Origin of the sequence: Okeania sp. KiyG1 (assembly GCF_014132355.1) — a bacterium.
Lineage (GTDB): Bacteria > Cyanobacteriota > Cyanobacteriia > Cyanobacteriales > Microcoleaceae > Okeania.
In genome coordinates this window covers 22441-34521 of record NZ_BLZO01000166.1, presented here as the reverse complement: position 1 = coordinate 34521, position 12081 = coordinate 22441, and the positions used below count along the sequence as shown (strand labels likewise).

The window sequence follows — 12081 nt, the reverse complement described above, 5'->3', positions numbered from 1 at the left end:
AAACTATGTCTGGTATTGGTTTAACCACTTCAGGCATGGGCATGGGCATGAGTATGTCAGGTGTAGGTTTAACTGCTTCAGGTGTAGGTCAAACTATGTCCGGTATTGGTTTAACTGCTTCAGGTGTAGGTTTAACTGCTTCAGGTGTAGGTCAAACTATGTCCGGTATTGGTTTAACCACTTCAGGCATGGGCATGGGCATGAGTATGTCCGGTGTAGGTTTAACTGCTTCAGGTGTAGGTCAAACTATGTCCGGTATTGGTTTAACCACTTCAGGCATGGGCATGGGCATGAGTATGTCAGGGGTTGGTTTAACTGCTTCAGGGGGTAGGTCAAACTATGTCCGGTATTGGTTTAACCACTTCCGGTATGGGCATGGGCATGAGTATGTCAGGGGTTGGTTTAACTGCTTCCGGCATGGGCATGAATATGTCTGGTATTGGTTTAACTGCTTCAGGTGTAGGTCAAACTATGTCCGGTGTAGGTTTAACTGCTTCAGGTGTAGGTCAAACTATGTCCGGTATTGGTTTAACCACTTCAGGCATGGGCATGGGCATGAGTATGTCAGGGGTTGGTTTAACTGCTTCAGGGGTAGGTCAAACTATGTCCGGTATTGGTTTAACCACTTCCGGTATGGGCATGGGCATGAGTATGTCAGGGGTTGGTTTAACTGCTTCCGGCATGGGCATGAATATGTCTGGTATTGGTTTAACTGCTTCAGGTGTAGGTCAAACTATGTCTGGTATTGGTTTAACCACTTCCGGCATGGGCATGAATATGTCTGGTGTCGGTTTAACTGCTTCAGGCATGGGCATGAATATGTCCGGTGTTGCTGCTTCTATGCCACCAGTTCGCCCACGCAAGTTCTGGTTAGTTGCTGATGCCGAACTTATTATTTACGGTGCAACGGAACCGGATGCTACTGTCACTATTGGCGGACGACCTATTAAACTCAACTCTGATGGTACTTTCCGTTTCCAGATGGCCTTCCCTGATGGTTTAATTGATTATCCTATTATGGCAGTGGCTGTCGATGGCGAACAAAACCGCTCTATACACATGAAGTTCAATCGTGAAACCCCCGAACGTCGCACTAATACAAAGCAAGAAGCTGTTTTGGAATGGGTATAGCAATTCTCATATTTTTGAGGTAGAGTCAACAGGTTCTGTTTTAACTATTGATAACTAAGGCATAAGTAGCGATCGCTTATTGCTAGCTTGCTAAATAACCCCCGGACTTTACCGGGGGTTTATCATTGAATCAGTTAGAAATGGTTAATATTAAGCTTCAGCAGTGCAATTTATAGAGGTTTTTATGTTTCATAGAATACAACTATTTCTCCAACTTATTAAACTTTAGGTATATCTATCATTTTTACTGTAGTCTACTGTTGTAAAAACCACTATAATTAGCAAAGTAATCAAGTTATATAACATCAATTTATTACTGATGAAGGTATCAGAAGTAACTCAAACATTAAAAATTTATTTGAAGAATCTTTGGCAATTCCATCTACTACTTCATGGCAAATAGAAACAGTTAATTTTCGACTTTTAGTTCTACTTTCAGAAGACAAAAGTTGGCTGAGAATATTAATTCCGATTGCTCCTCAAGGAGATGCTCAACCATTTCTTGATAAATTACTTGAAGCTAACTTTGATTTAACTTTAGAAACTCGCTATGCTTTATATGAAAATGTATTATGGGGAGTATTTCAGCATCATTTTTCTACATTAATAGTAGAAGATTTTAGTAAAGCTATTCAAAGATTGATTGATTTAAAAGAACAAGGTATATCTAGTTATTTTAATGAAGTAATAGAAAATCGGATTGTCGAAGTAATTAAAGCAGCAAAACTTCAAGCACAAACTTTAGAAGCAACCATGCAAACTTTAGAACGCTTTTATACAGAAGGTTTAATGGGTGAAATAGATATGAATTCAGAATATCGTGAAAAAACTTTGGCAGCTTGGCGTTATCAATTAGAGCGTTTATGGCCGGAAGTGGAACCATAAGTAAGAAAATGTTAAATGTTAGGTTTTAGAAGGGTTATGAAAAGTCATAATTTATGTAGCAAGACGTTTGAGTAAAAGACGAATCATGGGAACATAAATAAAAGTTTCATAGGTGGCGGGTAGAACTTCATATTTGATGGAAAGTTTCTAATTTTGTAGGCATTCAACTATTAGCTTTTGAAAGAAAGAATCAAACAATGACCAAGGTTAGCTGAAAGGACTATTTCACTCTTATTTCACTTCTAGAATACTAATTCCTTCTTCCAAGATAATGACTTAATAACTCATAGCTGATAACGTAGTTACGACTATAGGAGGCTAGCTGAAGTTCGCAGTTCCTCCGACAGGAGGCTAGCTGACCGCTGTTTGCGCAGCATTCCGCAGGAAATGCTTACCTAATTTTGTAGTAAAAATTCAAATAAAAAATGGATATTATTTCAATACTTAAACAAGATTATCAAAAATTTCCGGTCGATCAAACTTACAGTATTTACGCAGAAAATGTTTACTTTGAAGACCCATTAAATAAATTTAGAGGAATTGACCGTTATCAAAAAATGATCGGTTTTATTAAGAGTTGGTTTAATGATATTCAGCTTGACTTACACGATATTAGTCACTCAGGAGATTTAATTAGAACCCGTTGGACACTTAGTTGGACAGCTCCTGTGCCTTGGAAGCCTCGAATGGCAATACCAGGATGGAGTGAATTGAAACTCAATGCAGATGGATTGATTAACAGTCATATTGACTATTGGGATATTTCTCGACTGGATGTTTTAAAACAGCTTTTCAAGTGAAGTAGGTGACATACTCCCACACTAAGCTGAAGCTATAGTGTGGGCTTCTCGTTTCGCAGTCCCGGTACCCCGTCGGACAAGCGCGTGCTTTAAGGACGGAATGCCCTGCTGCCCTATTTTTGATATTTATTGCTGCATTCAAGTCGCGGTCAATCACAACACCGCAATGGGGACAAGAATGAGTTCGTATGTTTAATTCTTTGGGAACTTTTTCACCGCAATTCGAGCAATCTTGGCTGGTATTTTGAGGATTCACAGCTATAGTTTTCACCTCCAGCATTTCCAGCTTTGACAGTCAAAATAGACAGGAATTGACCCCCAAATCGCATCATTAATTGATTTACTCAAACGGGTCTTTGCTAGTCCTTTAATATTTAAGTTTGCCTCCGGCACGCCGCTCCGCGTCTGGGCGATAACTTCAGCTTTTGATAGCAATTCATTGGCTGTTTTAAAATGAAAATATTTACGTTTATCGGCTACTTTTTTATGTTGTTTAGCCACAGCTTTTACAGCCTTTAACCACCTTTTACTTCCCTTTTTCTTTCGAGATAAACGTTTTTGCAAAGTCTTTAATCGCTTTTGAGATGAGCGATAGTATTGAGGAATTGGAACTGATTCTCCATCGCTTGTTACCAAGAAATCTTTTAATCCCATGTCAATGCCTAGGGTGTTTTATGCTGTGGGTTTAACATCAGAATTAAACGTGGGAACTGATTTATCCTCCAAAGATAAAGTTACATAATACCCATCAGCTTTACGGCTAATCGTAGCAGTTTAAGAGTGAAAGCCATCTGGTAATCGTCGATGTTTAATTAATTTTACTTTTCCTATTTTGGGTAAATTAATCTTGTTTCCTTCAAGGCAATCTTGTTTGATTTGAGGATAAGTAAAACTACGATAACGACCTTTTCCTTTAAACCTTGGTTTGCCTAATCGCTGACCGTTTTTATCTGTTTTAAACCACAAGCACAAAAGCTAGTTTTACCCGTTTAATGCAATCCTGGCATACCTGAGAATGAATTAATTTGTACTCCCGAAATTTATCTTTGGTATTGACCAAATTCTTTTTCTGAGAGTAATAATTTGGATTATCTCTTAGTTGAGGAATTGGCATCACTAAGGGGCAAGCATTAACCGGACAACGGTTTTCTGACCACCATGAAAACCGCTCGCCTAACCTATAGTTGTACTGCCAACGTAACAATTCTAACCACAGTTCTATTGTGGCTATTTGTTCTTTGTTCGGCCTTAATTTGTATTGGTAGGCAGTGCACATATCTGCTTTAACTCAGTGTATGCTTTTATTGTAACACCAATTTTTTTTGAAAATGACAACTACTATGCAATCGGATTTTGTATCAAGTGGTCGTTCAGTGTCAGATTTAAAAGCCCATTTAATCTTAACAACCAAATACAGGAAAGATGTTTTTACAGCATCAATGCTGACTCGCTTAAATGAAATCCTGGAAGAATTATTAATTAAATGGGAATGCGTTCTTAGTAGAATTTAATGGGGAAGAAAACCACGTTCACCTAAAAGTTTCAGTATCATCCCAACCTGATGTTAAGCAAGCTAGTTAATAACGTTAAAACAGTTACAAGCCGACGATTAAGAAAAGAATTTTCAGCAACATTTTAACGCTATTCACTGGATGCGATGTTCTCTGGAATGGTTCCTATTTTATTGCGAATTGCGGTGGGGTAACAATTTCCACTTTAAACAAAGTACATTGAAAACCAGAAAACCCCAGAATAATATTGTAAATTGGTGGGACATCTCCTCCCACTAATTTACCGCCAATTCATCTCACACCAAATTAAAATTATGGTGTGAGATGAATTGGCGGGTCAGCTAAATAATTTTTAGCTGATTTTTTGATATATATATTGACAAAAAACACAATTTTGATATATAAAACCTCCCTAGATCCTGGAAAAGTCAAAAAACCGCTAAAGTTAAGATGTGTAAAAATTTTTCAGAAAAGGTTAAATATTGATGCGCGTAATATTAATGACGGGAAAAGGTGGCGTTGGCAAAACATCAGTGGCTGCCTCAACGGGACTACGTTGTGCAGAGTTAGGCCATAAAACTCTGGTTCTCAGTACTGACCCAGCTCACTCCCTGGCAGATAGCTTTGATATGGAAATGAGCCACGAACCTCGGAAGGTTAGGGAAAATCTTTGGGGTGCTGAGTTGGATGCTTTGATGGAACTGGAGGGAAACTGGGGAGCTGTAAAACGTTATATTACTCAAGTTTTGCAGGCGCGGGGTTTGGATGGTGTGCAAGCTGAGGAGTTGGCAATTTTGCCAGGAATGGATGAAATTTTTGGTCTGGTGCGGATGAAGCGTCACTATGATGAGGGGGAATATGATGTTTTAATTATTGATTCTGCTCCGACTGGTACTGCTTTGCGACTTTTGAGTTTGCCGGAAGTGGGGGGTTGGTATATGAGGAAGTTTTATAAGCCTTTGCAGGGAATGTCGGTGGCATTAAGACCTCTTTTTGAGCCTATTTTTAAACCTATTACTGGTTTTTCTTTGCCAGATAAGGAAGTTATGGATGCTCCTTATGAATTTTATGAGCAAATTGAGGCTTTGGAAAAGGTTTTGACTGATAATACTAAGACTTCTGTGCGGTTAGTTACTAATCCTGAAAAGATGGTAATTAAGGAGTCTTTACGGGCTCATGCTTATTTAAGTTTGTATAATGTTTCTACAGATTTAGTAGTAGCTAATCGGATTATTCCTGATTCTGTGACTGACCCTTTCTTTAAAAAGTGGAAGGAAAATCAACAGCAATATCGGCAAGAAATTCACGATAATTTTAGACCTTTGCCTGTGAAGGAAGTGCCTCTTTATTCTGAGGAAATGTGTGGCTTGGCTGCTTTGGAAAGATTGAAAGAAACTTTGTATGGAGATGAGGACCCTAGTCAGGTTTATTATAAGGAAAATACTGTTAAGGTAGTGCAAGAGAAGGGGAATTATAATTTGGAGTTATATTTGCCTGGAATTCCTAAAGAGAAAATTCAATTGAATAAAACTGGGGATGAGTTGAATATTAGAATTGGTAATCATCGTCGGAATTTGGTTTTGCCTCAAGCTTTGGCAGCGTTGCAACCTGCGGGGGCAAAGATGGAGGATGATTATTTGAAAATTAGGTTTGCTGAAGCGGTAAAAGTTTAGGCATAGTTATTTTTTTGTGGGAGGAGGTTTAGATTTTTTTCTTTTGCTGAAGGCGTAAAGATTATTTTTCAACCTACTCCTACAAGAGAAAATTCAAAGTAAGCATCATTTATTTGGTTTTGAGCGACATTTAATTAATTAGAAAATCAATACTTCTAAAAGAGAAAATTCAATTGAATAAAATTGGGGATGAGTTGAATATTAGAATTGGTAATCATCGTCGGAATTTGGTTTTGCCTCAAGCTTTGGCAGCGTTAACCTGGGGGGAAAAAATGGAGGATGATTATTTTAAGATTAGGTTTGCTGAAGCGGTAAAAGTTTAGGGTAGTTATTTTTTTGTGGGAGGAGGTTTGAATTTTTCTTTGTGCTGAAGCTGTAAAGATTATTTTTCAACCTACTCCTACAAGAGAAAATTCAATTGAATAAAATTGGGGATGAGTTGAATATTAGAATTGGTAATCATCGTCGGAATTTGGTTTTGCCTCAAGCTTTGGCAGCGTTAACCTGGGGGGAAAAAATGGAGGATGATTATTTTAAGATTAGGTTTGCTGAAGCGGTAAAAGTTTAGGGTAGTTATTTTTTTGTGGGAGGAGGTTTGAATTTTTCTTTGTGCTGAAGCTGTAAAGATTATTTTTCAACCTACTCCTACAAGAGAAAATTCAAAGTAAGCATCATTTATTTGGTTTTGAGCGACATTTAATTAGAAAATCAATACTTTTTAGTAAGTCTTTCCTAATGCCTAAATTATTTCTAGCCAACTTGATAATTCCCTTCAGTCTAAATTGTTTGAGGATACATATCAAAAACAATCTGTTCTTCTTGCCCTGGTTTATGGTTAATGTAGGTTTTTAGGTTCCATTCAACAGTTTTATATCCTTTAAAGGCGCCGATAAATGCTCCTATTCCTGCTCCAACAGAAATTACTGTTCCAAGTCCAGGAACGACAATATCTATCTCTTTATTTCCACCAATGTATTGTTTTAACGATTCCTCTAGTAATTTTTCGCCTCCTTTTAATATTGGATACAACTGCGGATACAAATTCAAAGCAGCGATACCACCTAGAGCAGCTCCCGTTGAAGATTGTAGAAAAACTTCCGAAATATACTCAACAACTTCAGGTTCAGAATCTTGAAGTATATTGATCTGAACTTTATGCTTGGAAAAAATCTTTTTTACCTTTTCCAAAACTTCAGGCTCTCTTTTTGGTACTGAAAAACCGAATCTATGCCCTACTTCAATAAAACCTTCTAGTTTGGTTAAAAACTTCTCTTGGTCTTTGCAAACAACTGCCTCACTATCCGGTCTACCTGGTATGAAAATTTTGTAAACGGGGGCAGGAAATTTTAGAAACTTTATAAGAGACATGACTTTAAAGCTTAATATTGTGTGACACTTTTTAATGTAAATGTTACAAACAGCTATTTTTAAGTGTGGTTTTCCTTATGCAATTTATCTGGTTTTACGAACAAAAATAAAATCAAAAGTCAAAAATATATAAAAATAAGCCTTTGATAAATTTCAACCATAAGCCATTTTCATGTAGAGTAATTTGATAGGATCAAAAATATTCAACATAATAGATATTAGAAATAAATACTATAACGATCTAGTTATGACTACAGAAGTTCGTACAACAGAAGCAGCATTTTTACTCAATATATCCACAGGTAGACTGCGTATATTACTCCAACAAAATAGAGTTGTAGGAGCTTATAAGGTAGAAAGATTTTGGATGATTCCTCTTAACAGCCGAGGTGTTCCAGAAATTACACCTGGTCGTCGCGGTCCTCAAGGAACCTGGAACAAGGCTGAACGTACAGGCAATACCTTTATTCATGTTTTACGAAAGACTATTGACTATAACCGAGACAATAAAACTTCTCATCCAGCAGTTGCTGTGAAAGTAGGAGGTAAGAAAAATTATTGCCATGCTCTCAAAATTAATGGACCTTGCCAAATCGTTTATCAGCCCCATCAACCTAACAACAGTCAAGCAGGCGGAGCTCGTCTGTGGATTGAGGTTGAACCACAACATATTGTAGAGCGAATCTACTTTTCAGATGGAGATTACGGTCCGCCCCCGGAAGTAACTCAGCAGAGGCAAAAGAAGAAAGAAAAAAGTAAAAAGTCTTCTCAGAAGAAATGTTTGAGAAAATCAAAGAAAAAATCTTAGCCTCTAGTCTTTAGGCAGCTGAATCAGACTTTCTCATCTCGACAAAGAATTAAGTTGAGAATATTTAACTCATTGGAAGTTAAAAGATAGCGATCGCTATAAATTTTTTCTCGCATTTCTCCTAAACTATAACTGCGAAAAACGATAAATGGAAATTCCCGATATTTTCGACCAATAGGTAGGGTATTATATGCGGGATAAAGGTCATGAACATATTTAGATAATAGGGTTCTAAATTCTGTTTCTTCTTCTTCTTCAGGTTCAGTTTTAAAATATTCACTCATCACTTCTAGACTCATAAATACAAATAATGGTAGAGCATAATATTGGTCTAAATTTTGACTATTTTGTTCAAACCATTGGGTTCTATTAATATCTCCCTTGAGCAATTCAACAAATTCTAAGACGCTACCTTCCATTGCAGATATGAGATTAGGCGGATAATCTTTATTTCTGCTAATTTTTTTCATTTTTTCGACTAATTCATCATTAGCAAACTGTCTAATTTGTGATTCTAATTTCATCAAATAAGTTTCTTCTAATCTATGTTCAGAAATATGAACTACTAATAAATTGCCTGTGAGATGACCTGTTTCGATATTGCCAAAATCTAGTAATCTATCAAGTCGGTGACAATAGTGGGAAAATTTTTGGTTAAAAGATTCTATCAGTGAAAGATAAGAACGATATTGGGAATCTGATTTTTAGATTTATTTTCATCTTCAAGTAAGACAAAATCTGCACTACTAAAAATTTTTGTCAAACTTGTATAAACATCTTTAAGAGTTTGTTTTTGAGGATGACGACGATGTTCATTTTTTAATTCTCTAATGAGATTTGTCACTTGACTACTAAATGTATTTCCAGCAGCAGAAATAGATTTTCCACCAATAGGAATCATCATAAATTGTTTCATTCCTAAACTACCTGCACCAGTTATTCGTGTCATTATTGACAATTTGAGAATTAATAAAATATCCCAGATATTTAATAAACTTTCTGCTAAGGATAATTTTTGTTCTTCAGTATATTCTTGTGGAGATATATTTTCTTCTTGAGGGTAAGAAATGGCGCGATCGTTCAAATAAAAGGTTATTTGTTTTGGTTGATTATCTAAAGTTTTTGCTGTGTTATTTTCCCAATATTCTCCCCGTGCTCTATAGATAACTTGTATGATTTCCATTAAATTTCTTTCTATTTGAAATTTAGGAATTTCTACTAACATTATTTTGGCTTTAGGAAAGGATAAACCTCGACTTGCTGAAGATGTCATAAATACAACTTTGACGTCTTGTTTACATCCTTCAATTTTGCTCTTTTTTTCATCGGATAAATTAGCGTGTATTTCTAGATAGTCTGTATATTGTTCAAATTTTCGAGACTTACTAATTTTTCTATTAATTTTTGTAATTTCTGTTTGTCTTGAATATAAACTAAGATTTGACTAGATTCGGAATTATCCAAATATAAATTTATATCGGATAAAATACTTTCCTGAACCCTTTTGATTAATTCCTTATTGTCATCTTTAAATTTGGCTTCATTAAATTTATAACATTCGAGGAAAACTTTATAAGTTATATCTAAACTACTAGCAGGATAAGAATTAGCATTAATAGCAATTGCTGATTGTTTATTAAATTCAAAAGTCTCGACTTGTAGGGGCGATTCGTGAATCGCCCCTACGGAACGAAAATAAATTTTATCTGGTTCTGGAGAAGTCTGAGATAAGTGTTGTTTAATAACCTCTTTTTCGACAATAGAAGCATCAGCGACAATAACTTTTGTATTAAATCCAAATTCAGGGTTAGTCAAATCGTAATCTTTCAAAAATTCCTTAATTCCATGCAAAAAATTTACCCCACTATCATCTCCTGTTACTTCATCTATCATGATGAATATATTCTTTATTCTCTGAGAAATTTCTTGCATTTTTTCAGGCATCACACCTGTATCTCGGTTATAAGCATCTTGAAATATTTTCTGGAAATGCTTAAGAGTATCTCCACCATTTGATGTTTTTCTTAAGGATTGAATAGAGACTGTAGCGACAATACTATTAGAGATATTTTGATTAATAGTGGCAGATATTCCCTGGCAGATACTATCGAGAACTCCTGCACTTTTTTCCCCAACATCTTTAATATTATCTTGAGTTTCTCTGTAAAATCGCGACTTTCTACGGGCAGTTTTTTGGGGATGTTTGGAAACTAAACCCTTATGGATAAAATTGACAGTATTTTTAATGAAATTATCTTGACGGAGATTGGAATGATAACTAACTGTAGGTTTGCCATTATTTTCTTTAATCAGAATGGAATTAGTGGTGAGACCAAATATATTATTGCTGCATAAAGAATCGTCAGTTTTAGATTTAAACTTATTGATTAAATCGACGTTAACTTGAGTGCGAGGACTAACATAAAATAATAAAAATCCGCCATCTATATGAGATTTAAGAAAGTTGGCGATCGCTGTGGTTTTTCCTATACCTGGATTACCTGTTAAAAATACATAAGTTTTATCACTTTTCAGAGCTTTTGTAATTAATTCAGCATGAGCATTTCTTAAAGTTAACTTGGGAGTAACATCCATTTCTTTTGCTAACTCATCTGGGATAATTCCGACTGAATTAAAGAAACCATCAATTTTTTCTTGATGAACTACTGGAGTAATCTTATCCCCCTTCCCATAAATATTTTCTACAGATAATTCTTGAGCAAACTTTCTCCCATTTTGAAAACTCTTTTTGGCATTAAGTTTAATTTTTTCCAATACTTCCTGACGAGCAACTTTTATCTCTTTCTCTTTCGGTTCATTTTGATAGATATCTGCACAAGTCTCAAGAATATTAATATTTTTGGGTTGTAAACAGAGAGAACTAATGTTGCGATCGCTATATCCTACTGCATTAAAAAGTAATGACTTAGAATTATCTAATATATCGGTTTCTTTCTGGAGAAAATTATAGAAACTATAAGCATAAGCACCAGCTTGAATCAACTTAATCGTTTCCTTATCCTTACGTTTAAAAGCAGTAAAATATCGTTTCAAATCTGGGAAAAATTCTAAACCAAAATCCTGAGCATCTCCTGTATCTATTCGCAGTTTAGAAAAAACACTTTTAGAGCGTATATGTTTAATATCTCTCATCAAGATTCGGCGCAATACTTCTATATTATCCAGTGATAATAAATCTTCCACTGACTTGATTGAAAATATCGACAAATCTACACAAATAATTCTAATTTCTCTCCGATAACGTAACAAAATTAAAGTATCTGCTTGTAAAAACTCTCCTTTTTTGTGGTACTTAGTAACGTAATTGTTTAATTGACTATCTAAAATATCAGTAGATAAAAATTGAGATAATAATTTTCTAGTTACTTTTTGTTTATCCTTGGGGTTACAACCAAAAGCATTATCTCCATCAAAGCTACATTGATAGTATAAAACTTCCGGTTTTCTGAGGTGGAGTTTCCAAGCAGTTGACTTGATATATTCACGGAAAAAATTTAATCCAGCAATAAATCCTTTCTGAATAAAATATTGACTCCATCTTTCCAGATTTTTAATACTCCCTTCGCTAGATATTTTCTCTGCATCTGCGATTTTCCTAACCAAAGTTGGTAATCTGAGTTTCTCTAAATCTTGATGATATAAATCACCAAAGTAATTTGGATATTTCTGGTGTTGAATATCAGCAAGTACGCCAATATTAAATCCCACTTCAAATAAACGTCCTAAATTTTCAGCAAGTGACATATTTTTATCCTTTTGATTGATAGTAGTTTTAGGTTACTCAAGTTTTTCAATTAACATTATCTCAGCTAAAGGCAGATTTTTTCGGATTCTTAAATATAGATAGTCTCAAAATTTTCCACTTTCTGGCTTTTGCCGAAAAT

At 35.4% G+C, this 12081-nt stretch carries 13 protein-coding genes and 3 pseudogenes; 8 read left to right on the top strand and 8 right to left on the bottom strand.

What is annotated here, in order from left to right; genetic code table 11:
• Positions 1 to 381 precede the first annotated feature (381 nt).
• From SAGCYANO_RS51025 to SAGCYANO_RS36875, 3 genes are all read left to right on the top strand, one after another.
• A complete protein-coding gene (locus tag SAGCYANO_RS51025) occupies positions 382 to 1131 on the top strand; it encodes a hypothetical protein (RefSeq protein WP_237397041.1) in 750 nt (249 codons plus the stop codon).
• 369 nt (positions 1132 to 1500) lie between these two features.
• Positions 1501 to 2016, top strand: a complete 516-nt coding sequence (locus tag SAGCYANO_RS36880; RefSeq protein ID WP_237397040.1) for a hypothetical protein — start codon at positions 1501 to 1503, stop codon at positions 2014 to 2016.
• Between the two features lie 425 nt (positions 2017 to 2441).
• The gene (locus SAGCYANO_RS36875; protein WP_202224570.1) at positions 2442 to 2816 is read left to right on the top strand and encodes a DUF2358 domain-containing protein; all 375 of its coding nucleotides are present in this window, start codon (positions 2442 to 2444) and stop codon (positions 2814 to 2816) included.
• On the opposite strand, the gene SAGCYANO_RS51020 is transcribed toward SAGCYANO_RS36875, so the two are convergent.
• The 4 genes from SAGCYANO_RS51020 to SAGCYANO_RS51005 form a co-directional block, all read right to left on the bottom strand.
• Entirely contained in the window at positions 2809 to 3087 is a 279-nt protein-coding gene (locus SAGCYANO_RS51020) for a zinc ribbon domain-containing protein (RefSeq protein WP_375340061.1), read from the bottom strand. The genes SAGCYANO_RS36875 and SAGCYANO_RS51020 overlap by 8 nt on opposite strands.
• Positions 3084 to 3470: a transposase gene (locus SAGCYANO_RS51015; protein WP_375340060.1), complete on the bottom strand. Its 387-nt coding sequence runs from the start codon at positions 3468 to 3470 to the stop codon at positions 3084 to 3086. The genes SAGCYANO_RS51020 and SAGCYANO_RS51015 overlap by 4 nt, the downstream gene beginning before the upstream one ends.
• A gap of 120 nt (positions 3471 to 3590) precedes the next feature.
• The gene (locus SAGCYANO_RS51010) at positions 3591 to 3782 is read right to left on the bottom strand and encodes a hypothetical protein (RefSeq protein ID WP_375340059.1); all 192 of its coding nucleotides are present in this window, start codon (positions 3780 to 3782) and stop codon (positions 3591 to 3593) included.
• Positions 3772 to 4092 (bottom strand): helix-turn-helix domain-containing protein, encoded by a 321-nt coding sequence (locus tag SAGCYANO_RS51005; protein ID WP_375340058.1) that lies wholly within the window; start codon positions 4090 to 4092, stop codon positions 3772 to 3774. Before SAGCYANO_RS51005 ends, SAGCYANO_RS51010 begins: the two co-directional genes overlap by 11 nt.
• Before the next feature lie 64 nt (positions 4093 to 4156).
• Between SAGCYANO_RS51005 and tnpA the strand changes: the two are divergent.
• The 4 genes and pseudogenes from tnpA to SAGCYANO_RS36850 form a co-directional block, all read left to right on the top strand.
• Positions 4157 to 4572, top strand: a pseudogene (gene tnpA / locus SAGCYANO_RS36865) (IS200/IS605 family transposase).
• 240 nt (positions 4573 to 4812) lie between these two features.
• On the top strand, positions 4813 to 6000 hold the full coding sequence (locus SAGCYANO_RS36860) for a TRC40/GET3/ArsA family transport-energizing ATPase (protein ID WP_202224569.1): 1188 nt from the start codon (positions 4813 to 4815) through the stop codon (positions 5998 to 6000).
• Positions 6001 to 6158: 158 nt separating this feature from the next.
• Positions 6159 to 6323: pseudogene (locus SAGCYANO_RS36855) on the top strand (arsenic-transporting ATPase); the annotation flags it as partial.
• Between the two features lie 80 nt (positions 6324 to 6403).
• Positions 6404 to 6568: pseudogene (locus tag SAGCYANO_RS36850) on the top strand (arsenic-transporting ATPase); the annotation flags it as partial.
• Positions 6569 to 6777: 209 nt separating this feature from the next.
• On the opposite strand, the gene SAGCYANO_RS36845 reads toward SAGCYANO_RS36850, so the two are convergent.
• Positions 6778 to 7368 carry a hypothetical protein gene (locus SAGCYANO_RS36845; RefSeq protein WP_202224568.1) on the bottom strand — a complete coding sequence of 197 codons (591 nt, stop codon included), beginning with the start codon at positions 7366 to 7368 and terminating at the stop codon, positions 6778 to 6780.
• Between the two features lie 184 nt (positions 7369 to 7552).
• On the opposite strand from SAGCYANO_RS36845, the gene SAGCYANO_RS36840 reads away from it, so the two are divergent.
• Complete coding sequence (locus SAGCYANO_RS36840) at positions 7553 to 8176, top strand: hypothetical protein (RefSeq protein ID WP_202224567.1); 624 nt, start codon at positions 7553 to 7555, stop codon at positions 8174 to 8176.
• 23 nt (positions 8177 to 8199) lie between these two features.
• Here SAGCYANO_RS36840 and SAGCYANO_RS46520 read toward each other — a convergent pair whose 3' ends face one another.
• The 3 genes from SAGCYANO_RS46520 to SAGCYANO_RS46510 all read right to left on the bottom strand — a co-directional run bounded on the left by SAGCYANO_RS46520 (position 8200) and on the right by SAGCYANO_RS46510 (position 11941).
• On the bottom strand, positions 8200 to 8700 hold the full coding sequence (locus tag SAGCYANO_RS46520) for a hypothetical protein (RefSeq protein WP_237397039.1): 501 nt from the start codon (positions 8698 to 8700) through the stop codon (positions 8200 to 8202).
• A 143-nt stretch (positions 8701 to 8843) separates the two neighbouring features.
• On the bottom strand, positions 8844 to 9449 hold the full coding sequence (locus tag SAGCYANO_RS46515; RefSeq protein WP_237397038.1) for a hypothetical protein: 606 nt from the start codon (positions 9447 to 9449) through the stop codon (positions 8844 to 8846).
• 74 nt (positions 9450 to 9523) lie between these two features.
• Positions 9524 to 11941, bottom strand: a complete 2418-nt coding sequence (locus SAGCYANO_RS46510) for a hypothetical protein (RefSeq protein ID WP_237397037.1) — start codon at positions 11939 to 11941, stop codon at positions 9524 to 9526.
• Positions 11942 to 12081: the final 140 nt, after the last annotated feature.

Coding starts and splice junctions, on each gene's coding strand:
- SAGCYANO_RS46510 (WP_237397037.1), bottom strand. CDS start 11,941: ATGTCACTTGCTGAAAATTTAGGACGTTTATTTGAAGTGGGATTTAAT.
- SAGCYANO_RS46520 (WP_237397039.1), bottom strand. CDS start 8,700: ATGAAATTAGAATCACAAATTAGACAGTTTGCTAATGATGAATTAGTC.
- SAGCYANO_RS51005 (WP_375340058.1), bottom strand. CDS start 4,092: ATGTGCACTGCCTACCAATACAAATTAAGGCCGAACAAAGAACAAATA.
- SAGCYANO_RS51025 (WP_237397041.1), top strand. CDS start 382: ATGAGTATGTCAGGGGTTGGTTTAACTGCTTCCGGCATGGGCATGAAT.
- SAGCYANO_RS36860 (WP_202224569.1), top strand. CDS start 4,813: ATGCGCGTAATATTAATGACGGGAAAAGGTGGCGTTGGCAAAACATCA.
- SAGCYANO_RS36875 (WP_202224570.1), top strand. CDS start 2,442: ATGGATATTATTTCAATACTTAAACAAGATTATCAAAAATTTCCGGTC.
- SAGCYANO_RS46515 (WP_237397038.1), bottom strand. CDS start 9,449: ATGACATCTTCAGCAAGTCGAGGTTTATCCTTTCCTAAAGCCAAAATA.
- SAGCYANO_RS51015 (WP_375340060.1), bottom strand. CDS start 3,470: ATGGGATTAAAAGATTTCTTGGTAACAAGCGATGGAGAATCAGTTCCA.
- SAGCYANO_RS36845 (WP_202224568.1), bottom strand. CDS start 7,368: ATGTCTCTTATAAAGTTTCTAAAATTTCCTGCCCCCGTTTACAAAATT.